20 protein-coding genes are annotated in these 24,638 nt (G+C 67.1%); 4 read left to right on the top strand and 16 right to left on the bottom strand.

Features of this window, described 5'->3' with window-relative positions; translation table 11 throughout:
* Position 1: 1 nt before the first annotated feature.
* Positions 2-1,360 carry a peptidylprolyl isomerase gene (locus U4Z64_RS13695; RefSeq protein WP_124488618.1) on the bottom strand — a complete coding sequence of 453 codons (1,359 nt, stop codon included), beginning with the start codon at positions 1,358-1,360 and terminating at the stop codon, positions 2-4.
* Between the two features lie 51 nt (positions 1,361-1,411).
* On the bottom strand, positions 1,412-3,772 hold the full coding sequence (locus tag U4Z64_RS13690; RefSeq protein WP_124521052.1) for an LPS-assembly protein LptD: 2,361 nt from the start codon (positions 3,770-3,772) through the stop codon (positions 1,412-1,414).
* A 223-nt stretch (positions 3,773-3,995) separates the two neighbouring features.
* Between U4Z64_RS13690 and U4Z64_RS13685 the strand changes: the two genes are divergently transcribed.
* A complete protein-coding gene (locus U4Z64_RS13685; RefSeq protein WP_044846818.1) occupies positions 3,996-5,045 on the top strand; it encodes an aminoglycoside phosphotransferase family protein in 1,050 nt (349 codons plus the stop codon).
* Between the two features lie 31 nt (positions 5,046-5,076).
* The gene (murU, locus tag U4Z64_RS13680; RefSeq protein ID WP_044846819.1) at positions 5,077-5,799 is read left to right on the top strand and encodes an N-acetylmuramate alpha-1-phosphate uridylyltransferase MurU; all 723 of its coding nucleotides are present in this window, start codon (positions 5,077-5,079) and stop codon (positions 5,797-5,799) included.
* Positions 5,800-5,847: 48 nt separating this feature from the next.
* Here the strand turns inward: murU and U4Z64_RS13675 are convergent, their stop codons facing one another.
* On the bottom strand, positions 5,848-7,719 hold the full coding sequence (locus U4Z64_RS13675) for an ABCB family ABC transporter ATP-binding protein/permease (protein WP_044846820.1): 1,872 nt from the start codon (positions 7,717-7,719) through the stop codon (positions 5,848-5,850).
* A 175-nt stretch (positions 7,720-7,894) separates the two neighbouring features.
* On the opposite strand from U4Z64_RS13675, the gene U4Z64_RS13670 reads away from it, so the two are divergent.
* The gene (locus U4Z64_RS13670; RefSeq protein ID WP_027789162.1) at positions 7,895-8,290 is read left to right on the top strand and encodes an acyl-CoA thioesterase; all 396 of its coding nucleotides are present in this window, start codon (positions 7,895-7,897) and stop codon (positions 8,288-8,290) included.
* 40 nt (positions 8,291-8,330) lie between these two features.
* On the opposite strand, the gene U4Z64_RS13665 is transcribed toward U4Z64_RS13670, so the two are convergent.
* On the bottom strand, positions 8,331-8,813 hold the full coding sequence (locus tag U4Z64_RS13665) for a nitrate reductase associated protein (RefSeq protein ID WP_044846821.1): 483 nt from the start codon (positions 8,811-8,813) through the stop codon (positions 8,331-8,333).
* A gap of 114 nt (positions 8,814-8,927) precedes the next feature.
* Between U4Z64_RS13665 and fdhD the strand changes: the two genes are divergently transcribed.
* On the top strand, positions 8,928-9,758 hold the full coding sequence (gene fdhD, locus U4Z64_RS13660; protein ID WP_135801060.1) for a formate dehydrogenase accessory sulfurtransferase FdhD: 831 nt from the start codon (positions 8,928-8,930) through the stop codon (positions 9,756-9,758).
* On the opposite strand, the gene U4Z64_RS13655 is transcribed toward fdhD, so the two are convergent.
* From U4Z64_RS13655 to nudB, 12 genes are all read right to left on the bottom strand, one after another.
* On the bottom strand, positions 9,743-10,918 hold the full coding sequence (locus U4Z64_RS13655; protein ID WP_044846822.1) for a fatty acid desaturase: 1,176 nt from the start codon (positions 10,916-10,918) through the stop codon (positions 9,743-9,745). The genes fdhD and U4Z64_RS13655 overlap by 16 nt on opposite strands.
* Positions 10,919-11,013: 95 nt before the next feature.
* A complete protein-coding gene (cyoD, locus tag U4Z64_RS13650; RefSeq protein WP_124488612.1) occupies positions 11,014-11,346 on the bottom strand; it encodes a cytochrome o ubiquinol oxidase subunit IV in 333 nt (110 codons plus the stop codon).
* Complete coding sequence (cyoC, locus tag U4Z64_RS13645) at positions 11,347-11,958, bottom strand: cytochrome o ubiquinol oxidase subunit III (protein WP_321820243.1); 612 nt, start codon at positions 11,956-11,958, stop codon at positions 11,347-11,349.
* Positions 11,958-13,970, bottom strand: a complete 2,013-nt coding sequence (cyoB, locus tag U4Z64_RS13640; RefSeq protein WP_321809323.1) for a cytochrome o ubiquinol oxidase subunit I — start codon at positions 13,968-13,970, stop codon at positions 11,958-11,960. The genes cyoC and cyoB overlap by 1 nt, the downstream gene beginning before the upstream one ends.
* Positions 13,971-13,973: 3 nt before the next feature.
* Positions 13,974-14,864 (bottom strand): ubiquinol oxidase subunit II, encoded by an 891-nt coding sequence (gene cyoA, locus U4Z64_RS13635; protein WP_044846826.1) that lies wholly within the window; start codon positions 14,862-14,864, stop codon positions 13,974-13,976.
* A gap of 662 nt (positions 14,865-15,526) precedes the next feature.
* Positions 15,527-16,294 (bottom strand): enoyl-CoA hydratase, encoded by a 768-nt coding sequence (locus U4Z64_RS13630; protein WP_044846827.1) that lies wholly within the window; start codon positions 16,292-16,294, stop codon positions 15,527-15,529.
* Positions 16,295-16,384: 90 nt separating this feature from the next.
* The gene (locus tag U4Z64_RS13625) at positions 16,385-17,584 is read right to left on the bottom strand and encodes an acetyl-CoA C-acyltransferase (protein WP_321820242.1); all 1,200 of its coding nucleotides are present in this window, start codon (positions 17,582-17,584) and stop codon (positions 16,385-16,387) included.
* A gap of 25 nt (positions 17,585-17,609) precedes the next feature.
* Entirely contained in the window at positions 17,610-20,045 is a 2,436-nt protein-coding gene (locus tag U4Z64_RS13620) for a 3-hydroxyacyl-CoA dehydrogenase/enoyl-CoA hydratase family protein (protein ID WP_044846829.1), read from the bottom strand.
* 113 nt (positions 20,046-20,158) lie between these two features.
* Complete coding sequence (locus U4Z64_RS13615) at positions 20,159-21,946, bottom strand: acyl-CoA dehydrogenase C-terminal domain-containing protein (RefSeq protein WP_044846830.1); 1,788 nt, start codon at positions 21,944-21,946, stop codon at positions 20,159-20,161.
* A gap of 57 nt (positions 21,947-22,003) precedes the next feature.
* Positions 22,004-22,603: a TetR/AcrR family transcriptional regulator gene (locus U4Z64_RS13610; RefSeq protein ID WP_006751498.1), complete on the bottom strand. Its 600-nt coding sequence runs from the start codon at positions 22,601-22,603 to the stop codon at positions 22,004-22,006.
* A 200-nt stretch (positions 22,604-22,803) separates the two neighbouring features.
* Positions 22,804-24,078 carry a cardiolipin synthase ClsB gene (gene clsB / locus U4Z64_RS13605; RefSeq protein WP_321820241.1) on the bottom strand — a complete coding sequence of 425 codons (1,275 nt, stop codon included), beginning with the start codon at positions 24,076-24,078 and terminating at the stop codon, positions 22,804-22,806.
* On the bottom strand, positions 24,075-24,569 hold the full coding sequence (gene nudB / locus U4Z64_RS13600) for a dihydroneopterin triphosphate diphosphatase (protein WP_044846843.1): 495 nt from the start codon (positions 24,567-24,569) through the stop codon (positions 24,075-24,077). Before nudB ends, clsB begins: the two co-directional genes overlap by 4 nt.
* Between the last annotated feature and the right edge of the window lie 69 nt (positions 24,570-24,638).

Here is a 24,638-nt window from a genome sequence, read left to right as displayed (position 1 = left end):
CTCAGTTCGCCGGGCCGACGCCGCCGATCTTGTACTGCACGTACGACGAATCGCGCAGTTCACGCAGCCAGTCGGCGTACGCCTGCTCGGCCTTGCGCTGGCCGATCGCCTGGCGCGCGATATCCATCTGCTGCTGCACCGAGCCTTCCGCCTCGCGGCGCTCGACCACCTGGATCAGGTGGTAGCCGTACTCGGTACGAATCGGCTGGCTGATCTGGCCGGCCTGCAGGTTGTTCATCGCGCGCTCGAATTCCGGCACGGTCTCGCCCGGGCTGATCCAGCCGAGATCGCCGCCCTGCGACGCCGAACCGTCCTGCGAGTAGGTGCGCGCGAACTTCTCGAAATCGCCGCCGGCCTCGACCTGCTTGCGGATGTCCTGCAGTTGCTGGCGTGCCTGGCCCTCCGACTTGCCTTCGCCGACGCGCAACAGGATGTGGCGCACGTGCGTCTGGACGATCTTCGGTGCCGCGGCGGTCGCGCCCTGGCTCTGGCGGCGGTCGACGAGACGCACGATCTCGAAGCCGTCCGGCACGCGGATCAGCGTCGGGTTGACCTGGCCGGGGCGGAGCTTCGACGCGGCTTCGACGACGTCGGCCGGCAGCGCGGACGGCGCCTTGAAGCCGAGGTCGCCGCCCTTCTTCGCGTCGTTCGCTTCCGAGTTGTTCTTCGCGAGCTTCTCGAAATCGGCGCCCGACGTGGCCTGCTGCAGCAGCGCGTCGGCCTTCTTCTGCGCGGCTTCGATGTCGGCTTGCGGCGCGTTGGTCGGCGCCTTGATGAAGATGTGCTGGAAGCGCAGGTCCTGCTGCTGCGATGCGCTCGGCCCGCGCTGGCTCGCGATGTAGTTCGCGACCTCGGCGTCCGACACGGTGATCTTGCCGTCGACCTCGCGCTCGCGCAGCTTCGACAGCATCAGCTCGGTGCGGGCGTCGCTCGTGAACACGCTCCAGGGCACGCCTTGCGCGACGATGCGCGCGCGGTACTGCTCGAGCGTCATCCCGTTCGCCTGCGCGAGGCGCTGCAGCGTGGACTGCACGGTGGCATCGTCGATGCGGATCCCGTCGTCCTTGGCCTTCTGCACCTGGATGCGTTCGAGCACCATCTGGTTCAGCACCTGCGCGCGCAGCTGGTCGGCCGGCGGCACGGGCGCGTTCTGCTGCTGCAGCCGGCGCGAGATCAGGCCGACGCGCTGGTCGAGTTCGCGGCCCGTGATCACGTCGTTGTTGACGACCGCGACGACTTCGTCGGCAAGCTGCGCGCCATGCGAACCAAGCGCCTGCGCCGCGGCCGGCGCAGCGGCGAGCAGCGCGGCGGCGGCGGCGAGGCTGGACACGACTGCCGCGAAACGAAGGGTTTTCTTCATTGCCACTGATACTCCATTGAAATCGTGCTGACCGGTGCAGACAAGCCGGCGTTACTCGTAGTTGCTGAAGCGGGACATCGGCGGCGGCGCGGACGGCAGCGGCGTGTAGCCCGGCACCCCGGCGCGGAATGCGGCCACGAGACCGTTGTCGACGCTCGACAGCCCCTTCAACGTCAGCTGCATCATGAAGCGCGTCGACGAATTCTGCTGCCCCGACGTGTTCACGCCGTTCGCGTACCGCTGGACCCCGACCCCGAGCGCCCAGCAATCCGCGTCGTATTGTAAGCCGAGCAGACCGTCGACGACCCGGTCGGCGGCCAGGTCGTAGTTGAAGCGGCCGATCGCATACAGGCGGCGCGTGAGCGGCCACTGCGCGGACACCAGGAACTGGTTGATCGGCTGGTTGTCGAGCGTCGTGTTCGCACGCGTATAGCGGTAGCCGACGTTGATCACGCGGCGCTCGCCCGGGCTGAAACCGAAACCGATGCTCGACTTCACGAGCTGGTTGTTGTTCTGGTTGTACTGGAACGCCGTCTCCGACATGAAGCCTGAGCCGAGTTTCAGCGCGGCGCCGACGATCAGGTCGGAGTGGCGCGCCAGCACGGCGCTCTGGCCGGAGTTCAGCGTGACGCGCTGGTCGGCGAAATAGTACTGCTGCGCGACCACGAAGCGCGCGCGCTCGTCGCCGGTGCGCGGATCGATGAAGCGCGACGTCAGGCCGGCCGTGATCCGGTTCGCATCGGCGATCCGGTCGTTGCCGACGAACGTGTTCGGCTGGTAGATCTCCGCGAGGCCGAAGTCCGATTCCGCGGTGTCGAACAGCGGCGCGTTCGACTGGTCGCGATACGGCGTGTACACGTAGTACAGGCGCGGCTCGAGGGTCTGGATGAAGTCCTGGCCGAACAGGCGCACCGAGCGGTCGAAGATCAGGCCCGAGTCGAAGCTCACGGTCGGGATCGACTCGGTGAAGTGCTTCGGGCTGTTCGGCGTACTCGACGACAGGTGGTTCAGGTCGTAAGACGCGAAGTGGTACTGGACCTTCGGCACGGCGAAGTAGCCGGGGCCGTACACACCGTACGCGATATACGGGTTGAAGACGATCCGGTCGCCTTCGGTCATGTCGGCGGTCGTGATGCGGAACCGCGAATAGTCGGCTTCCGCGCCGAAGTCGAAGCCGCCGACGTTGTACTTCGTGTACTTCACGTTCAACTGCGGCTCGCGGCTGTACGGCGCGATCGACGGCGGCAGCGTCTGCCAGTGCTGGTAGCGCGCGAGCACCGACCACGGGCCGTTGTTGTACGTGAGGCCGGCTTCCTGCTGGTACAGCGTCTGCGTCCCGTTGATGAACTGGTTCATCGACCCAAGGTCTTCGGGATACGTGTTGTCCGAGACCTTGTTGTAGTAGACGTAGCCGCCGAAACCGCCGCCGAAGTTCTGCTGGTGCTGCCAGTAGATCGCGTAGCGGTTGCGGTGCGCGAGCCGGTCGTCCGGCAGGTAATTGGCCGTAAACGTGCCCGAATACGACGGCGACAGGTAGCGGAACGTCGCTTCGGTCTGCACGCCGCGCCGCGAGATGATGCGCGGCGTGATCGTCAGGTCGCGGTTCGGCGCGATGTTGAAGTAGTACGGCAGCGACAGCTCGAACCCGTTGTTCGAGTTCATCGAGAACGTCGGCGGCAAGAGGCCGCTGCGCCGCTCGCCCGACAGCGGGAACGTCATCCACGGGCTCGCGAAGATCGGCACGCCCTGGAAGAACAGCACGCCGTTGCGCGCGGTGCCTTCGTCGGCGCCGGTATCGAAGTCGAAGCGGCTGCCCTTGATGTACCACGCGGGGTTCGTCGCGCACTGGCACGCGGTGTAGGTGCCGTTGACGAACACCGAGCGCTCGCTGTCGAGCAGGTCGACGCGCTCCGCGCTGCCGGAGCCGCCCGTCACGTTGAAGTGGTACTTCGGCGCCGTCATGAAGCCCTGGTTCGCCTCGACCTTCAGATGCGCCTCGGGGCCCGCGAACGACGTGCCGCCGTTGACCACCTTGACCTGGCCGTACGCGTCGGCCATGTCGGTATCCTGATCGTAGTGGAGCGCGTCGGCCTTCACGACCGCGTCGCCGCGGCGCAGCTCGGCCGAGCCCTTCGCGGCGAGGTCCTGATCGGCCGTGCCGCTCGTATGGTCGGCAATCACGAAGGTGGCCGGCTTCGCGCCGTCCTTCAGCGGATGATCCTCGAGCTGCGGGGCGAGACGCAGGTCCCACGGCGAGTCGAGCGGCTGCGGCTGCGCGGCCGCGCCCGACAGCTGCGCGTGCGACACGGCCGGCACGAGGCCGGGCACGGCCAGGAGCGCGAGCGCGAGCCGCCGTTTGCGCGGCGCCCCGTCACCGGGGAAGACATTCGGGAATAGCGGTTTGGGCGGCATCTATCGTTTGGCGAATCGCCCCTTGTCAACCGCAGCTGCACGGCACATTCGCGCGCGGCGGGCCGCACCGTCGCACCGCGACTGCGGCTGAGCGCAAACCGGGGAGGCGATCGGGCGGACGGCGCGACAGGCGGCGGGCCTGCACGGCGGAAGCTGACGCGGGGCGCGTCAAAAAAGTCGTGGGGTATTATATGGCAAGACGTTCCCCCCTCCGCCGAGTTTCATGACGCCCCCATCCGCCGCATCCCAGCCCGACGCCCGCCTCGAAGCCCTGACCGCGTGGCTGCGCCCGCTCGCCGAGCGCTTCGCCCTCGACCTGACGACCGTCGCGCCCGCGTCGTCGGACGCCAGTTTCCGCCGCTATTTCCGTGTCGCGTCGGCCACGAGCCCCGGCGGCACGCTGGTCGCGGTCGACGCGCCGCCGCCCGAGAAGTGCCGCGAATTCGTCCAGGTCGCGCAGCTGCTCGCCGCGGCCGGCGACCATGTGCCGGACGTGCTGGCCCACGATTTCGACGCCGGCTTCATGCTCGTGACCGACCTCGGCCGCACGTCGTACATCTCGGTGCTCGATCCGGCCGACCCGGTCGCCGCGCGGCCGCTGATGCGCGACGCGCTCGACGCGCTGATCCGCTTCCAGCTCAGCTCGAAGCCGGACGTGCTGCCCCCGTTCGACGAGGCGTTCCTGCGCCGCGAGATGGAGCTGCTGCCCGAGTGGTTCGTCGGCCGCCATCTCGGCAAGCCGGTCACCGACGCGATGCGCGGCACGCTCGACCGTACCTTCGCGCTGCTGGTCGCGAGCGCCCATGCGCAGCCGCAGGGCTTCATGCTGCGCGATTTCATGCCGCGCAACCTGATGGTGTGCGAGCCGAACCCGGGCGTGCTCGACTTCCAGGACGCCGTGTACGGGCCGCTGACGTACGACGTCGTGTCGCTGCTGCGCGACGCGTTCATCAGCTGGGACGAGGAGTTCGAGCTCGACTGCTTCGCGTACTACTGGGAAAAGGCGAAGAAGGCCGGCCTGCCGGTCGATCCGGACTTCGGCGAGTTCTACCGCCAGCTCGAATGGATGGGGCTGCAGCGCCACATCAAGATCCTGGGGCTGTTCGCGCGCATCAACTACCGCGACGGCAAGCCGCACTACCTGAACGACCTGCCGCGCTTCCTGAATTACGCGCGCAAGGTCGCGCTGCGCTACCGCCCGCTCGTGCCGTTCGCGAAGCTGCTCGACGAGCTCGAGGGCAAGGGCGCGGCCGACGTCGGCTATACGTTCTGACCGCCCTCACCGTCCTTCCCCTCAGCCGAACATGAGCACTACCCTGACCACGGCGATGATCTTCGCCGCCGGCCGCGGCGACCGGATGCGCCCGCTGACCGACACCCGCCCGAAACCGCTGCTCGAAGCCGGCGGCAAGCCGCTGATCGTCTGGCAGATCGAGGCGCTCGCGCGTGCGGGCATCGAGACGATCGTGATCAACCACGCGTGGCTCGGCGAACAGCTCGAGGCAACGCTCGGCGACGGTTCGCGCTGGGGCGTGCGGCTCGCGTACTCGGCCGAAGGCGACGCGCTGGAAACCGCCGGCGGGATCGCGCAGGCGCTGCCGCTGCTCGAACGCGACGGCCGGCCGACGGTGTTCGCGGCAGTCGCGGGCGACGTGTACTGCGCGTTCGACTACCGGACGCTCGCGCCGCGCGCCGCGCAGATGGCCGCGCTCGACGCGCCCGCGATGCATCTCGTGATGGTGCCGAACCCGCCGTTCCATCCGGACGGCGATTTCGTGCTCCGCGACGACGGCCGGCTGGCGCTCGCCGGCGCCCCGCGCGTCACGTTCGGCAGCATCGGCGTGTACGACACGCGGATGTTCCGCGACATCGTGCCCGGCACGCACCGGCCGCTCACGCCCTACTTCAAGGCGACCATCGAGGCCGGCCGCGCGAGCGGCGAATTGTATGAAGGAATCTGGGAGAACGTCGGCACGCCCGCCCAGCTCGGCGAACTCGACGCGCGGCTGCGCGCCGCCGCGGGCTGATCGTTTCGCGGCTGACCGCGCCCGGGCCACCCGGCGCGGCAGCCACGCTCACGCGGCCTCGGCTGCTTCCCCGCCCGCCGCCGCGCGCTGCTGCTGCAGCGCCCACATCTGCGCATACAACCCGTCCGCGCGCACGAGTTCGTCGTGCGTGCCGCGCTCGACGATCCGCCCGTGATCCATCACGAGAATCTGCTGCGCGTGCACGACCGTCGACAGCCGGTGCGCGATCACGAGCGTCGTGCGGTGCCGCGCGATCTGGTCGAGCTCGTGCTGGATCGCGCGCTCCGAGCGCGAATCGAGCGCCGACGTCGCCTCGTCGAACAGCAGCACCGGCGGATCCTTCAGCAGCGTGCGCGCGATCGCGACGCGCTGCTTCTCGCCGCCCGACAGTTTCAGCCCGCGCTCGCCGACCGGCGTGTCATAGCCCTTCGGCAAGGTCTCGATGAAGTCGTGGATGTGCGCGGCGCGCGCGGCCGCGATCACTTCGTCGCGGCTCGCGGTCGGCCGGCCGTACGCGATGTTGTAGTAGATCGAGTCGTTGAACAGCACGGTGTCCTGCGGCACGATCCCGATCGACGCGCGCAGCGAGTCCTGCGTGACGTCGCGAATGTCCTGGCCGTCGATCCGGATCGCGCCGCCCGCCTGCCGGTCGAGATCGTAGAAGCGGAACAGCAGCCGCGACAGTGTCGACTTGCCGGACCCGCTGTGGCCGACCACCGCGGTCGTCGTGCCCGCGTCGATCGTAAACGTCACGTCGTGCAGGATCTGCCGCGACGCTTCGTACGAGAAGTTCACGTGCTCGAAGCGCACCTGCGCGCCGGCCACCGCAAGCGGCCGCGCGTCGGGCGCATCCGCGACTTCCTTCGCCGCCGACAGCAACCCGAACATCCGGTCCATGTCGGTGAGGCTCTGCTTCAGCTCGCGATACACGACGCCGAGAAAATTCAGCGGAATGTAGAGCTGCAGCATGAACGTGTTGATCAGCACGAGATCGCCGAGCGTCAGCTTGCCGGCCAGCACGCCCTGCGTCGCGCGCCACAGGATGAACACGAGCCCGGTGCCGATGATCGCCTGCTGGCCGAAGTTCAGCACCGACAGCGAGTTCTGCGAACGGATCGCCGCCTTGCGGTAACGCTTCAGGTTCTCGTCGTAGCGCTGCGCCTCCCACTCCTCGTTGCCGAAGTACTTCACCGTCTCGTAGTTGATCAGCGAATCGATCGCCCGCGAGTTCGCGCGCGAATCGAGTTCGTTCATCGTGCGGCGAAAGTGCGTGCGCCAGTTGGTGACCTTCACGGTGAACACGATGTACGTGACCAGCGCCGCGAACGTCACGTACGCGTAGTACGCCTCGTACTTGACCACGAAGAAGCCGAGCACGAGCCCGACCTCGACGAGCGTCGGCAGGATGCTGTACAGCGAATAGGAAATCAGTTGCTGGATGCCGCGCGTGCCGCGCTCGATGTCGCGCGACATGCCGCCCGTCTGGCGTTCGAGATGGAAGCGCAGCGACAGCCCGTGCAGATGCCGGAACACCTGCAGCGCGAGCTGGCGCACCGCGCTCTCGGTGACCTTCGAGAACAGGATCTCGCGCAGCTCGGTGAACAGCGACGTCGACAGCCGCACGAGCGCATAGGCGATGACCAGCAAACCGACGCCGCCCGCGAGCACGATGCCGGCCGACTGCTCCGCGCGGCCGAGCGCGGTGAGCTGCTGCACGGCGGACAGGTGATCGACGATGCGCTTCATCACGACCGGCACGCCGAGGTTCGCGACCTTCGCGCCGATCAGGCAGCCGAGCGCGAGCGCGACGCGCCATTTGTAGGTGGCCAGGTACGGCAGCAGCGACCGGATGGTCTGCCAGTCGTTGCGGGGCCCGGTCGGAGCCGGCGCGGGCTCGCCGGAAGCGGAATATCGGCGCATGGGGATCAGGATCGGCGGCGGTGCCGGACGCGTGCCACGGCGGCCGACTCGCCCGCTTTCTCGTACAATTTGCGAACGTTGTATTGTCGCAGAAGCCGCTACGCGCCGCTGCCGGCGCCCTCGCCGGCCGGCCTGCGCGCGGCGGCGCATTTATTACAGGATGAAAGCCCCCGCCATGACCGATTCGACCCTCGAACTCCCGCAAAAGCAGCCCGCGCTGCGCGTCGTCCCGCAACCGCACGACGCGAACGTCCACGGCGACGTGTTCGGCGGCTGGATCATGTCGCAGGTCGACATCGCCGGCTCGATCCCCGCGAGCCAGCGCGCGAACGGCCGCGTCGCGACGGTCGCGGTCAATTCGTTCGTATTCAAGCAGCCGGTGTTCGTCGGCGATCTGCTGAGCTTCTACGCGACCATCATGCGCACCGGCAACACGTCGATCACGGTCGACGTCGAGGTGTACGCGCAGCGCATGCGCCTGATGGGCGAAATCGTGAAGGTCACCGAAGCGACGCTCACCTACGTCGCGACCGGCCCCGACCGCAAGCCGCGTCAGCTGCCGCCGCTGTAACGACGCATGCGCGCCGCGCGGCGGCGCCGCATCCGGCCCGTCAGTGCGTGGCCGTCAGCCCGAACTCCCGCATCGCGGGCACGAAGTCGTGATTGAGCTTCGGCTTGCGCGACAGCTTCACCAGCACGTAGCGCTGGAACGGCGCGAGCCGCTGCCACTGCGCGAGCGCGGGCGCCGGCAGCCCGGCCAGCGCGCTCTGCTGCACGAGCGCGTCCGGCACCGAGTCGGTCGCGCGCCAGCTCGGCTGCTCGTCCGGCTGAAACCACGACGGCTCGAGGTCGGCATGCGTGCGCAGCATTTCGAACAGCGCGTGATCGAAATTGGGCTCGATCGCGGTGTCGTCGTCGGCCGGAAAGCGCGCGAGCAGCTTGCGGTCCTCGAGCGGCAGCAGTTGCCACTGCTCCAGCGAAATCCGCAGACCGAAACGGTCGAGATTGAAACGCACGATCATCGGGATGTACGTGAGGTTTTCCGACGAATCGTGTTCGAAATTGAATAGCAGCGGAGCGTCGCTGAGTCCCATGGTCGTTACCTGAGTGGCGGATGCCGGCGCGGCCGGCCTGCCTGAGGTATTTTAGAACCTCTGCGCGCGAGCGGCGGACCCGATCGCCGCCGCCCCTGCCTCGAATCAACGGGAGTGCTCGTGAATCCGACCGAAACAGAAGAGCCGCGCGGCGCGATCGAGCTGTCCGTGCGCCGCACGCGCGGCGGCGCCGTCGAAACCGCGCACGACTACGTCGGCCAGGAATGGCCGGTCGCGCTGGTCTTCAACGGCATCTCGCACGCGGTGATGATGTGCACGCCGCGCGACCTCGAGGCGTTCGCGGTCGGCTTCGCGATCTCGGAAGGGATCGTCGAGCGCGGCAGCGACATCAAGGACATCGACGTGATCCTGCACGCCGACGCGCCGCTGCCGCACGCGGAGGTGCATCTGGAAGTCGTCCAGCAGGCGTTCGCCGCGCTGAAGGACCGGCGCCGCGCGCTCGCGGGACGTACCGGCTGCGGCGTGTGCGGCATCGAAAGCATCGACCTGCTCGACCTCGCGCCCGAACGCGTACCCGACACCGGTTTTCTCGCGCGCCTCGCGCCCGACGCGCTCGCGCGCGCGGCCCACGGGCTGCCGGCGCACCAGGCGCTCACGCAGCTCACCGGCGGCCTGCATGCGGCCGCGTGGTGCGACGCAACAGGCGCGATCCGGATGGCGTTCGAGGACGTCGGCCGCCACAACGCGCTCGACAAGCTGATCGGCGCGCTCGTGCTGGCGCGCGCCGATGCGACCGACGGATTCGTGTTCCTGTCGAGCCGCGCGAGCTACGAGCTCGTGCGCAAGTCGGCGCGGGTCGGCATTCCGATGGTCGCGACGATCTCCGCGCCGTCGTCGCTCGCGATCGAGATCGCGAAGGCGGCCGGCCTGCGGCTCGTCAGCTTCTGCCGCGAAACCGGCCACGTCGATTACGGCACCGCCTGAGCGGTCGCGGCGGGCGCGTTGCCCGCGGCTTCGGGAACCGCCCCCTGCCGCGCGCCCGCCGCGGCCGGCGCGCGCACCTCGGGTGCCGCCTCGCTCGTCACGTTTCCGCGATAGTCGGTCCAGAGCTTGCGGTCGGTGTCGTAGAGCTTGCAGCGGCGGGCCGTGTCGAAGTACCAGCGCCAGCCGAAGCGCTGCACGACGATCCGCCCGGGCAGCATGTCCTCCAGCTTCGCCTGCGCCGGCTTGAGCCGGTACAGCGGCACGCTCATGTCGACGTGATGCGCCGTGTGCTCCATGATGTGGTGTAGCAGGCCGCCGATACCGAACGGAAACGTCAGGTGCAGCGTGGTCGACACGAACGGTGCGGCATTCGACCATTCGGCGCGGTTCGCGTGCCATGCGATGCGCGGGTCGGTATGGTGGACATACACGACGAAGCCGATCATCGAGCACCAGAACAGGAACGGCACGAGCACGCCGGTCGCGAGCAGCAGCGCGACGGATTGCTGCGTCTCGATCGCCACCCCGACGACGGCGGCGATCCACACGGCCGCGAAGCCCGTCACCAGCAGGCAGTCGCGCCGGAATACCGGCCGCGACGCACCGATATAGCCCCGGGTCGGGAAATACATCCGCAGCCACCAGATTTCGACGAGATAGTAGAGGCCCGGCGCCCATCCGCTCCGGTAGACGCGATCCAGCCACCGCCGCGCCGGCGACAGCGCGGCGAATTCCGCCGGCGTATGCGGCGCCCACACGAAATCGAAGCCCTTCAGGTTCGTATAGCCGTGATGCACGACGTTGTGCCCGACTTCCCACAGGCTGTAAGGCGTCAGCGACGGCAGGAAGGCGATGCGGCCGAGCCAGCGGTTCAGCCGGCGGTCGGGCGTCAGGCTCTGATGGCACGCATCGTGCCCGATGATGAACAGTCGCCCGGTGATGAACCCGGCGGCCATCCCGCAGGCGATCTTGCCGACCGTCGACGGAATCAGCAGCGCGCCGGCGAACGCCGCGAACAGCAACAGGTAGTCGAGCACGAGCAGCAGGATCGGGCGCACGATCTCGCGCGTGGCGAACGGCACGAGCCATGCGCGGATGACCTTGCGGTGCGGGATCGGCTCGTCGGCGCGAACCGGTGTCTGGGAATCGTTGTTGACCATGATGCAGAAAGGCATGCGATTCGCACGCCCGAAAGAAAAGGAGCCGTGCGGCACGCACGGCGCAGCGGGACGGGACGGACCGCGCCCCGGGCCGGTTATCGCGACATCATGTTCATGCTGACGTTGTGCATCACCCACAGCGTCCCGACGATCAGGATCAGCGCGGTCAGCACCGTATAGCTGAACGCCATCACGTTCCAGCGCTGGCTGGACGACGCGTTCATGTGCAGGAAGCAGACGAGATGCACGACGATCTGCACGAATGCGAGCCCCGCGAGCGCGATGATCGCCGCCTTCGGCGCCAGCATGCCGCCCATCACGAGGCCGAACGACGCGGCCGTCAGCAGCACCGACAGCACGAAACCGACGAGGTAGCCGCCGGCCGTGCCGTGCGCGTCATCGTGGTGGATGAGTTCCGAATGGGCCATTTAGATCACGCTCGCGAGATAGACGAAGGAGAACACGCAGATCCAGACGATGTCGAGGAAGTGCCAGAAGAGGCTCAGGCAAGTGAGGCGCCGGAAGTCGCGCTCCGTCATGCCGGGGCCGCGGGCGATCTGCACGACGAGCACGACCATCCACAACAGGCCGACCGCCACGTGCAGCCCGTGCGTGCCGACGAGCGCGAAGAACGCCGACAGGAATGCGCTGCGCTGCGGACCCGCACCCTCCGCGATCAGGTGCGAGAACTCCCGCAGCTCCATCGCGAGAAACGCGGCGCCCAGCACGAACGTCACCGCGAGCCACACGAACACCGTGCCGCGCCGGCGGCGCTGCGCGCCGAGCATCGCGAACCCGTACGTGATGCTCGACAGCAGCAGCGCCGCCGTCTCGAGCGCGACACCCGGAATGTCGAACAGGTCCTTCGCGGTCGGACCGCCGGCGAACTGATTGCCGAGCACCGCGAACGTCGCGAACAGCGACGCGAAGATCACGCAGTCGGTCATCAGGTACAGCCAGAAGCCGAACACCGAATGCGACGGCGGATGATGGTGCGCGGCCGGATGACGGGCGGCGCCCGCGAGAGATTGATACGACATCAGTTCGTCTCCAGTTCGACTTCCGGCGCCGGCGTGCCGATCCGCACGCCCGCGCGTTGTTCCTCGATCTTGCGGACGGTATCCGCCGGAATGTAATAGCCGTCGTTGTCCTGTGCGCTGTACAGCACCACCGTCGCGACGATGCCGACGAGCGCGGCGATCGCGAGCCACCAGATGTGCCAGACGAGCGCGAAACCGAGCAGCAGGCTGAAGATGCCGACGAAGAAACCCGCGCTCGTGTTCGACGGCATGTGGATGTCCTCGTACCTGACGTTCTTGCCGAGGCCGAGCCCGAGGCCCTTCGCCTTGCGATAAGCGAGTTCGTCGAGTTCGTGCACGTTCGGGAGCACCGCGAAGTTGTAGACGGCAGGCGGCGACGACGTCGCCCATTCGAGCGTGCGGCCGTTCCACGGGTCGCCCGTCGCGTCGCGATACTGCGGTTGGTTGCGATTGCGCCAGCCGACCCACACCGATGCGACCTGGCACAGCACGCCGATCGCGATCAGCGCGACGCCGCACGCGGCGGCCACCAGCCACGGATGCCATGCCGGGTTGTCGTAGTGGTTCAGGCGGCGCGTCATGCCCATGAAGCCGAGCACGTACAGCGGCACGAACGACGCGTAGAAGCCGAGGAACCAGCACCAGAACGCGCGCTTGCCGAACTTCTCGTCGAGCCGGAAGCCGAACACCTTCGGGAACCAGTAGTGAACGCCCGCGAAGTAGCCGAACACGACGCCGCCGATGATCGCGTTGTGGAAGTGCGCGATCAGGAACAGGCTGTTGTGCAGCACGAAATCCGCGCCCGGAATCGCCATCATCACGCCGGTCATCCCGCCGAGCGTGAACGTGACCATGAAACCGATCGTCCACAGCACCGGCGCCGTGAATTCGATGCGGCCGCGATACATCGTGAACAGCCAGTTGAAGATCTTCACGCCGGTCGGGATCGCGATGACCATCGTCATGATCCCGAAAAACGCGTTGACGTCGGCCCCCGAGCCCATCGTGAAGAAGTGATGCAGCCACACGAGGAACGCGAGCACCATGATCACGCACGATGCATAGACCATCGTCCGGTAGCCGAACAGCGGCTTCTTCGCGAACGTCGCGATGACTTCCGAATAGATGCCGAACGCGGGCAGCACGAGGATGTATACCTCCGGATGCCCCCACGCCCAGATCAGGTTCAGGTACAGCATCGCGTTGCCGCCGGCTTCGTTGGTGAAGAAATGCATGTCGAGGTAGCGATCGAGGCCGAGCAGCGCGAGCGCGACGGTCAGGATCGGGAACGTCGCCATGATCAGCACGTTCGAGCAGAGCGCGGTCCACGTGAACACCGGCATCTTCATCAGCGTCATGCCCGGCGCGCGCATCTTGATGATCGTCACGAAGAAGTTGATCGACGTGATCAGCGTCCCGACGCCCGAGATCTGCAGTGCCCACAGGTAGTAGTCGACCCCGACGCCCGGGCTGAACTGCAGCTCCGACAGCGGCGGATACGCGAGCCAGCCCGTCTGCGCGAATTCGCCGATCACGAGCGAAACGTTCATCAGGATCGCGGCGACCGCCGTCATCCAGAAGGAGAGCGAATTCAGGAACGGGAACGCGACGTCGCGCGCGCCGATCTGCAGCGGCACGATCAGGTTGAAGAACGCGACCAGCAGCGCCATCGCCATGAAGAAGATCATGATCACGCCGTGCGCGGTGAAGACCTGGTCGTAGTGATGCGGCGGCAGGTAGCCGGGGCCGTTGTACGCGAGCGCGAGCTGCAGGCGCATCATCACGGCGTCCGCGAAGCCGCGCAGCAGCATTAGCACCGCGACGACCAGGTACATCACGCCGATCTTCTTGTGATCGACGGACGTCAGCCATTCGCTCCACAGCCATTTCCACCGGCCCGCGACCGTCAGCGCGGCGACGATGCCCAGCACGACGAGCCCCATGAAGGCGCTCGCCCCCATGATGATGGGCTGATCGAACGGGATCGCCGAAAGAGTCAGTTTTCCGAACATGCGTTACCCCTTCGTCGTGCAGGCGGCGTCCTTCGGGTCGAGGACGTGGCCGTTGTTGTATTTCGCGATGATGTTGTGGAACAGCTTCGGGTCGACCGACGAGAAATAGCGCACGGGCGCCTTCTCGCCCGGCTGCGCGACCGTGCCGTACGCGGTCATGTCGAGCCGGTCGGACGACGCCTTCACCTTCCGCACCCACGCGTCGAACTGCTCGCGCGGCTCGGCGAGCGTGCGGAACTTCATGTCGGAGAAGCCGCGGCCGCTGTAGTTGGCGGACACGCCTGCGTAGTCGCCCGCCTCGTCGGCGATCAGGTGCAGGCGCGTCTGCATGCCGGCCATCGCATAGACCTGGCTGCCAAGCTGCGGGATGAAGAACGAGTTCATCACCGAGTCGGACGTGATGCGGAAATTCACCGGCGTGCCGACCGGAATCGCGAGCTGGTTCACCGACGCGATGCCGAGTTCCGGATAGATGAACAGCCACTTCCAGTCGAGCGCGACGACCTCGACATTGATCGGCTTGACCGACGATTCGATCGGCTTGTACGGGTCGAGCTCGTGCGTCGTCCGCCACGTGAGCACGCCGAGGAACAGGATGATCAGCGTAGGCACCGTCCAGATCACGACCTCGATCGCGGTCGAGTGCGACCAGTTCGGCGCGTAGGCGGCGTTGCGGTTCGATGCGCGGTAGCGCCATGCGAACCACAGCGTGAGCAGGATCACCGGAATGACGACGATCAGCATCGCCCACGTCGCTGTCGCGATCAGCGATTTTTCCGCGACGCCCACCGCGCCCTTCGGATCGAGCACGTGAAGGTCGCTGCATCCGGCGAGTCCAGCCAGCAGCCCGATGACGGGTGCCGCACGCGCCCCGCCGGTGATTCGTCCGATCATTGTTCGTTCGCCTGATTGTCGTTGAGAAGAACCGCTGGCCGCACGCCGCCATCGCGCGACGCATCCGGCCGCGGCGACCTGTGCGCGAACTGTACGGAAAATTGCCGCAGTGCAACTTGACGGGGGACAAGGTTTGCCGAGGTGAGTCGGAACTGCCCTGAGGGGGTGGGCGCTGAGGCTAGGCTGGGCTAGGCTGAGGCTGAGGCTGAGGCTGAGGCTGAGGCTGAGGCTGAGGCTGAGGCTGAGGCTGGGGCTGGGGCTGGGGCTGGGGCTGGGGCTGGGGCTGGGGCTGGGGCTGGGGCTGGGGCTGGGGCTGGGGCTGGGGCTGGGGCTGGCCTGCGGCAAAACGGCCACCGGGCCTTCGCTCAGGCGTCGCGGATAGCAGGCACTAACGGGCCGGAAAGCGGGACGGCGCTGCGCCGCAACATGAGGAGCGCCGGCGCGAATTGCGCGGCTGTCTCGGCGGCGGATGCGGGGAACGCGGAACGCCACGCGAACGCATGGCGATTCAGGATCGAGCCGACCCGCCGGTTGATGCGTCGGCCACGAGGACCGAACGCACGCCACGCGACGAGCGACGAGCGACGAGCGGCGTGCGGACGCAAGCGTTGCCGCCCCGGCCAACGAAGGAACCGGGCGCGACGAAGCGCCTGCGCCCCGTATCAGTCGAACTGACGGAAATCCGGCTTGCGCTTCTCGAAGAACGCCGTCATCGCCTCGCGCGCTTCCGGCGCGCGCAGCATCGCGGAGAAATGGCCGGCTTCCTCGCTCATCCGCGCGGCCACGGCCACCCCGCCCGTCTCCTTCAGCAGCGCCTTCGTCACGCGCAGCGACGACGCCGGCAGTGCCGCGAGCTTCGCGGCCTGCTTCGCCGCGAATGCGTCGAGTTCGGCGGCCGGCAGCACGCGATTGACGATGCCGATGCGATGCGCTTCCAGCGCGTCGAACGCTTCGCCGAGCAGCAGCTTTTCAGCAGCGACCTGATGGCCGGCCAGCCGCGGCAGCAGCACGCTCGATGCGGCTTCCGGGCACAGCCCGAGCTGCGCGAACGGCAGCGAGAACGTCGCGGTGTCGGCCGCGTAGACGAGATCGCAGTGCAGCAGCATCGTCACGCCGACGCCGACCGCGACGCCCGGCACCGCGGCCACGATCGGCTTGGTCGCGCCGCTGATCCGCGCGAGGAACTGGAACACCGACGCGTTCTCGTCCTTCGGCGGCGTCTTCAGGAAATCCTCGAGATCGTTCCCCGCGCTGAAGTTGCCGTCGCTGCCGCGCAGCAGGATCACGCGGATCGCCTTGTCTTCCTGCGCGTCGGCGAGCGCATCGGCCATCGTCTGGTACATCGCCGCCGTCAGCGCGTTCTTCTTCGCCGGGCGCGCGATCGTGATCGTCAGCACGCCGTCGGCGCGTTCCACTTGAATTTCGGCCACAACCGTCTCCTTTGACTTTCCTCTTCCGGAATGAAAAACGGTGCGCAAGCTCGTGGCTCGCGCACCGTGATTGCTACTGTCCCGCTCCGCTTACAGGCGTTCGATGATGCCCGCCGCACCCATGCCGGTGCCGACGCACATCGTGACCATCCCGTACTTCAGGTTGCGGCGGCGCAGGCCGTGCACGACGGTCGCCGCGCGGATCGCGCCGGTCGCGCCGAGCGGATGGCCGAGCGCGATCGCACCGCCGACCGGGTTGACCTTCGACGGGTCGAGGCCGAGATCGCGGATCACCGCCAGCGACTGCGCGGCGAATGCCTCGTTCAGCTCGATCCAGTCGAGATCGTCCTGCTTCAGGCCCGCGGCCTTCAGCGCGGCCGGAATCGCTTCCTTCGGCCCGATGCCCATGATTTCCGGCGGCACGCCGCGCACCGCGAAGCTCACGAAGCGCGCGAGCGGCGTCAGGTTGAATTCCTTCAGCACCTTCTCCGACACGACGAGCAGCGCGCCCGCGCCGTCCGACGTCTGCGAGCTGTTGCCGGCCGTGACCGAGCCCTTGTTCGCGAACACCGTGCGCAGCTTCGCAAGGCCTTCGAGCGTCGTATCCGCGCGCGGACCTTCGTCGAGCCTGATCTCGCGCGTCTTCACGTCGATTTCACCGGTCGCGAGGTTCGGGAAACGCTCGGTGATCGTGTACGCGGCGATTTCGTCGCCGAACTCGCCGGCCTGCTGCGCGGCGAGCGCCTTGCGGTGCGATTCGACCGAGAACGCGTCCTGGTCTTCGCGGCTCACCTTCCACTGCTCGGCGACGCGCTCGGCGGTCAGGCCCATCCCGTAGGCGATACCGAAGTCTTCGCTGCGATCGAAGATGTGCGGCGACATCGACGGCTTGTTGCCCATCATCGGCACCATGCTCATCGATTCGCAGCCACCTGCGAAGATCGCGTCCGATTCGCCGACGCGGATGCGGTCGGCCGCCATCGCCAGCGCGGTGATGCCCGACGCGCAGAAGCGGTTGACCGTCACGCCGCCGACCGTCTGCGGCAGGCCGGCGAGCAGCGCGCCCATGCGGGCGACGTTCAGGCCCTGCTCGGCTTCCGGAATCGCGCAGCCGATGATCGCGTCCTCGATCAGCTTCGTGTCGAAGCCGGGCACCTGCGCGACCGCCGACTTGATCGCGTGAACCAGCAGCTCGTCGGGGCGCGTGTTCTTGAAGACACCGCGCGGGGCCTTGCCGATCGGGGTGCGGCTGGCGGCGACGATGTATGCGTCTTGCAGTTGTTTGCTCATTTCAGACTCCTTGTCGTCTGCTCGCTCAGTTACGCACCGGCTTGCCGGTCTGCAACATGCCCATGATCCGTTCCTGCGTCTTCTGCGTGCCGAGCAGCTCGACGAACGCGCGACGCTCGAGCGCGAGCAGCCACTCTTCGTCGACGAGGCTGCCGGCTTCGACGTCGCCGCCGCACACGGCTTCGGCGATGCGGCTCGCGATCAGGTAGTCGTGGTCGCTGATGAAGCGGCCGTCACGCATGTTGACGAGCGATGCCTTGATCGTCGCGATCGCCGAGCGGCCTGCGACCGGCACGTCCTTCGCGCGCAGCGGTGCGCGGTAGCCGACGGCGGCCAGCGCACGCGCTTCCTTCTTCGCGGTGTCGAGCAGTTCGAACACGTTGAAGACGATCGTGTCGGACGGCTTCAGATACCCCATCGCGCGCGCATCGTGCGCCGACGACGACACCTTCGCCATCGCCGCGTTCTCGAACGACTTCGTGACGAACTTCAGGATGTCGGTGGTCGCGTTCGCGGCCGTGGCCGCCTCCGCCGCGCGCAGCGCCGCTTCCTTCAGGCCGCCGCCCGCGGGCACGAGGCCGACGCCCACTTCGACGAGACCGATGTAGCTCTCGACGTGCACGACGCGCTTCGCGCTGTGCAGCATCAGCTCGCAGCCGCCGCCGAGCGCGATGCCCGATACGGCCGCGACGACCGGCACGTTCGCGTACTTCACGCGCAGCATGCCTTCCTGGAACTTCTTCACGAACGGCTCGATACCCTTCGCGCCGCCCATCATGAACGCGGGCATCGCCTCTTCGAGGTTCGCGCCGGCCGAGAACGGGCCGCCCGGCGTGCCGAGCTTCAGCGACGTCGGCTGCCAGATCACCACGCCCTTGTAATCCTTCTCCGCGAGTTCGATCGCCTGCACGAGGCCGTCGATCACGCTCGGTCCGATCGTGTTCATCTTCGACTTGAACGACACGATCACGACGTCGTCTTCACCGGCACGATCGTCGACCCATGCGCGCACCGCGTCGGTTTCGAACAGCGTCTTGCCGTACGTCTTCGGATCGGCGCCGGCTTCGCCGACGAGCGGCGCGCGGAACACCTGCTTGCCGTAGACGGCCAGGTCCGAGCGCGGCACAAAGCGCTTCGACGCCGGCGCCCACGAGCCTTCGGCCGTGTGCACGCCGCCCTTCTCCGCAACCGCGCCTTCGAGCACCCACGACGGCAGCGGCACGTTTGCGAGCGCCTTGCCGGCCGCGATGTCTTCCTGCACCCACTCGGCGACCTGTTTCCAGCCGGCGGCCTGCCAGCCTTCGAACGGGCCTTCGTTCCAGCCGAAGCCCCAGCGGATCGCGAGGTCGACGTCGCGCGCGTTGTCGGCGATCGACTCGAGATGCACGCCGATGTAGTGGAACACGTCGCGGAAGATCGACCACAGGAACTGCGCATGCGGATGGTCCGTCTCGCGCAGCAGCTTCAGGCGTTCCGCCGGCGGGCGCTTCAGGATGCGGCCGACGGTTTCGTCCGCCTTCGCGCCCGAATCCACGTAGGTGCCCGTCTTCGCGTCGAGCACCTTGATCGCCTTGCCTTCCTTCTTGTAGAAGCCGCCGCCCGTCTTCTGGCCGAGCGCGCCCTGCTTCACCAGTTCGGCGAGCACGGCAGGCGTCTGGTAGACCGGGAAGAACGGATCGTCGGCGAGGTTGTCCTGCATCGTCTTGATCACGTGCGCCATCGTGTCGAGGCCGACCACGTCCGCGGTGCGGAACGTCGCCGACTTCGCGCGGCCGAGGCGGCTGCCCGTCAGGTCGTCGACTTCGTCGAAACGCAGGCCGAACTTCGCGGCCTCGGTGATCACCGCGAGGATCGAGAAGATGCCGACGCGGTTCGCGATGAAGTTCGGCGTGTCCTTCGCGCGCACGACGCCCTTGCCGACGATGCTCGTCAGGAAGGTTTCGAGCTGGTCGAGGATCTCCGGACGCGTATGCGCGGTCGGGATCAGCTCGACGAGGTGCATGTAGCGCGGCGGGTTGAAGAAGTGCACGCCGCAGAAGCGCGACTTCAGCTCGTCCGAGAATCCTTCGGACAGCTTGGTGATCGACAGGCCCGACGTGTTGGTCGCGAAGATCGCGTTCGGTGCGATGTGCGGCGCGACCTTCTTGTACAGGTCGTGCTTCCAGTCCATCCGCTCGGCGATCGCCTCGATCACGACGTCGCACTCGGCGAGCTTCGCGATGTCGTCCTCGTAGTTCGCGGCTTCGAGGTATTTCGCGTCGTCCTTCACGCCGAACGGCGCGGGCGACAGCTTCTTCAGGTTCTCGATCGCCTTCAGCGCGATCGCGTTTTTCGGGCCTTCCTTGGCGGGCAGGTCGAACAGCAGCACCGGCACGCGCGCGTTGACGAGGTGCGCGGCGATCTGCGCGCCCATCACGCCGGCGCCCAGCACGGCGACCTTGCGAATCAGGAAATTGCTCACGGGATGTCTCCGGATAGTGTCGTGCAGCGCGGGTTGTGAGGGCTGCACGGCGAAGTGAGTACCAGGAACCGTTGGGTTCGGGCAGTGCGCGGCGCGCACCGCCCGGACTCGCGTCAGAACAGCGATTCGTCGACTTCCATCAGCGTCTTCGAACCGGCGCGCGCGGCGCGGATCGTCGCGGCCGTTTCAGGCAGCAGACGCGCGAAATAGAAGCGGGCCGTCGCGAGCTTCGACTTGTAGAACGGGTCGCCCGACGCTTCCTTGTCGAGCGCGAGACGCGCCATGCGCGCCCAGAAGTACGAGAACACCAGGTGGCCGACGGTGCGCAGGTACGGCACGGCGGCGGCGCCGACTTCGTCCGGGTTCTGCATCGCCTTCATGCCGATTTCCATCGTCAGCTTCTGCACCTTGTCGCCGATGTCGGCGAGCGGGTTGATGAACTCGGCCATCTCCGGCTTCACGCCTTCGGCTTCCGCGAATTCGGTGACGAGCTTGCCGAACTTCTTCAGCTTCGCGCCCATGTCGCCGAGCACCTTGCGGCCCAGCAGGTCGAGCGACTGGATCGAGTTCGTGCCTTCGTAGATCATGTTGATCCGCGCGTCGCGCACGTACTGCTCCATGCCCCACTCGGAGATGAAGCCGTGGCCGCCGTAGATCTGCATCGCGTGGTTGGTCGACTCGAACGCGTTGTCGGTCAGGAACGCCTTGATGATCGGCGTGAGCAGCGCGACGAGGTCGGCCGCTTCCTTGCGCACCGCTTCGTCACCGTGCGACAGCTCCTTGTCGATCTGCAGCGCGGACCAGTACGTGAACGCGCGCGCGCCTTCCGCGTAGGCCTTCTGCGTGAGCAGCATGCGGCGCACGTCCGGGTGCACGATGATCGGGTCGGCCGGCTTGTCCGGTGCCTTCGGGCCCGTCAGCGAGCGCATCTGCAGGCGCTCCTTCGCGTACGTCAGCGAGTTCTGGTACGCGACTTCCGTGAGGCCGAGGCCCTGCATGCCGACGCCCAGACGCGCGGCGTTCATCATCACGAACATTGCGTTCAAGCCCTTGTTCGGCTCGCCGACCATCCAGCCCTTCGCGTTGTCGAGGTTCATCACGCACGTCGAGTTGCCGTGGATGCCCATCTTGTGTTCGATCGAGCCGCACTTGATGCCGTTGCGCTCGCCCGGCTCGCCCGCGGCGTCCGGAATGAACTTCGGCACGATGAACAGCGAGATCCCCTTCGTGCCTTGCGGCGCGTCCGGCAGGCGCGCGAGCACGAGGTGGACGATGTTCTTCGACATGTCGTGCTCGCCGCTCGAGATGAAGATCTTCGTGCCGCTGATCGAGTACGAGCCGTCGCCGTTCGGTTCGGCCTTGGTGCGCAGGATGCCGAGGTCGGTGCCGCAGTGCGGCTCGGTCAGGCACATCGTGCCCGTCCATTCGCCCGACACGAGCTTCGGCAGATACTGTTTCTGGAGCTCCGGCGCGCCGTGCGCGTGCAGGCATTCGTACGCGCCGTGCGACAGGCCCGGATACATCGTCCATGCCTGGTTCGCCGAGTTCAGCATTTCGTAGAGCGCGTTGTTCACGAACGCGGGCAGGCCCTGGCCGCCGTAGTCCGGATCGCAGCCGAGCGCCGGCCAGCCGGCCTCGACGTACTGCCGATACGCTTCCTTGAAGCCGGTCGGGGTCTTCACGACGCCGTCGCCTTCATACGTGCAGCCTTCGCGGTCGCCGACCTGGTTCAGCGGGAACAGTACCTCGGAGCAGAACTTGCCCGCCTCCTCGAGGACCTGGTTGATCGTGTCGGCGTCGAGGTCCGCATGCCGCGGCATTTGCTTGACCTCGGCCTCGACATTCAGAAGCTCGTGCAACACGAATTGCATGTCGCGCAGCGGCGCGGCGTACTGTCCCATGACTCTCTCCAAAGGTGGGCAAACGGCTCGAGCTCCTGGCGGGCGGATCACGCGCCGCTAACGGCTCTCGCTCTGATACGAAACGATCGTCTTTTCCAGCGCGGCCCACGTGAGGCGCACGGCATCCGGCGAATGCAGGAATCGTGCGTCGTGATGCAGGCCGAGCGTGAAGCTGTACAGCTCGAAGAGCATCAGGTCCGGATCGGTATCCGCACGCAGATGGCCTTCTTCCTTCGCCTGCGAAATGGCACGCAGCATCGCGGCACGCCAGGCCGTCACGCTCGCGATCAACTGCTCGCGCACGGGGCTGTCAGGCCGGTCGTCGTACTCGACCGCACCGCTGATGTAGATGCATCCGGTCGTCACCTCCTGGATGCGCTTCTCCGTCCAGCGGGCCAGCATCGCCCGAAGGCGCGGCAAGCCTCGCGGCTCGCGCAGGCTCGGAAAGAACACCTCGTTCTCGAAACGATGGTGATACTCGCGGACGACCTCGACCTGCAGGTCCTCGCGCGATCCGAAGTGCGCGAACACACCGCTCTTGCTCATCTGCATGCGCTCGGCCAGCAGGCCGATCGTCAGCCCCTCCAGCCCGTCACGGCTGGCGAGGTCCAAAGCAGCTTCGAGTATCGCGGCACGCGTCTGTTCGCCTTTTCGCATAGCTATTTCTGTAACCGTTCGGGGGTTCGAATAAAATCGAACGGCCGTACTATTATTGAGTGCGGCCGCTCGCGAAAACAAGGAAATTATTAGAAACCGGTGTCTAACCGAGCCGCTATTTTGCGCGATTCCGGCGGGGCCGGAGCGGCTTTTCCGCACGAACGTGCGGACAGATTGATGAAGCGAATGCTGAATCCGTGTCAGTCGTAACCGCCGACCGTCAGCGCCTTCATCACGAGGCGGTACGTGTTGTATGCGAGCCAGCTCAGCATACGCTCGATGCGCGGCCGTGCGGCGTACCGGGTGGCATCGATTTCGCGGCCTTCGGAGAAGGCGGCCGCGATCGCGTCGCGCAGCTGGTTCGTGACCGCATCGTAGCGCACCAGCACGACGTTCGCCTCATTGTTCAGCATCAGGCTCAGCGCGTCCAGGTTCGACGAGCCGACGGTCGCCCAGTTGTCGTCGATCACGGCCACCTTGCCGTGCAGCATCGTCTTGTCGTATTCCGCCACGCGCACGCCCGCGCGCAGCAGCGCGTGATACAGGAACGGCACGGCCGTATCGAGCGCCGCGAATTCCTTGCGGCCGATCAGGATCCGCACGTCGACGCCGCGACGTGCCGCGCCGGTCAGCGCGCGGCGCAGCTTGCGGCCCGGCATGAAGTACGGATTCGCGAGCAGGATCCGCTGGCGCGCCTGGCCGATCGCGGCGAGATAGGCCTTTTCGATCGCGCGGCGGTTGACGACGTTGTCGCGCGCGACGAACGCGACGCTCGGCTCGGTCACGACCCGCAGCGCACCGGCCTTGATCCAGCGGTGGCTGCGCATCCAGCGCCGGAACATGTCCGGAAACGCCTCGCCGCCGTGCAGCCCCGCCGCGTACTGAGCGTACGGCTTGTGGCCGAACTGGATCCGGTGCCACTGCAGCTCGAACGCGGCGCGCACGTCCGACACCGCCGGCCCCGCCATCTCGACCGCGAAATCCCAGCGCGGAAACGGCAGCGTCGCGCTGCCCTGCGTGAAGTCGTCTACGATGTTGATGCCGCCGCAGAACGCGACCGCATGATCGATCACCGCGAGCTTGCGGTGCGTGCGCGAGAAGCCGAAGCGGCCGAACAGGTAGCGGTTGTAAATACAGTGCTCGATGCCGGCGTCGGCCCACGTGTCGAACAGCGGCAGGCGCGCGGTGCCGATGCCGTCGGTGATCACGCGCACGCGCACGCCGCGCTGCGCGGCGCGGATCAGCGCGTCCGACACCGGCCGGCCGGCCGCATCGTCGCAGAAGATGTAGGTTTCGAGCATCACCTGCTCGCGCGCCGCATCGATCCGTTCGATCAGCGCGAGGAAGAATTCGTTGCCGGTCTCGCAGAGCCGTACCGTGTTGCCGGCCGTGAACGCGAGCCGCGACGCGGAGCCGCGCTCCTGCAGGAACATCTGCCGCAATTGCGCGAAGCGCTTGCGGGTTTCCGCATTCATGCGGACGAGCCGTGCGGTGCCCGCGCGAGCGACACGCGCACGGGCAATTGCAGGATCGCTTCGGCATTCGACGGCGAGAAGCAGCGCGCGGCCGCTTCGCGGAACGGCAGCCACGCGTAGTCGACGTGCTCGCGCGGCGACAGCGTCACGTCGACGCGATGCGGCACGCACAGGCCGAACCAGTGCTCGACGTTGCGCGTGACGCCCGGCGCATAGCGATGCAGGTATTGCGGATAGATCGCGTATTCGATCCGGTGGTGCCAGTCGACCAGCGCGGTGGCCGGCACGTCGTGCGACCCGACCGCGATGCCGGTTTCCTCGGCGACTTCGCGTGCGGCCGTGAGCGCGAGCGGCTCGTCGGGCGCGTCCTTCGACCCGGTCACCGATTGCCAGAAATCGGGCTGGTCGGCACGCTTGATCACCAGCACGTCGAGTTCGGGCGTGTAGATCACGACGAGAACGGATTCGGGGATTTTCGGCGGCTTCGTCATCTTGGTTTCATGCGGCACAGGGCCGTGCGTCGGGCCTGTGCCCGAACGTGCGGCAAGTGCTGCGACTGT

It is taken from the genome of Burkholderia sp. BCC1996, assembly GCF_905339955.1.
Classification (GTDB): Bacteria; Pseudomonadota; Gammaproteobacteria; order Burkholderiales; family Burkholderiaceae; genus Burkholderia.
This window is presented reverse-complemented; position numbering and strand designations above follow the sequence as displayed.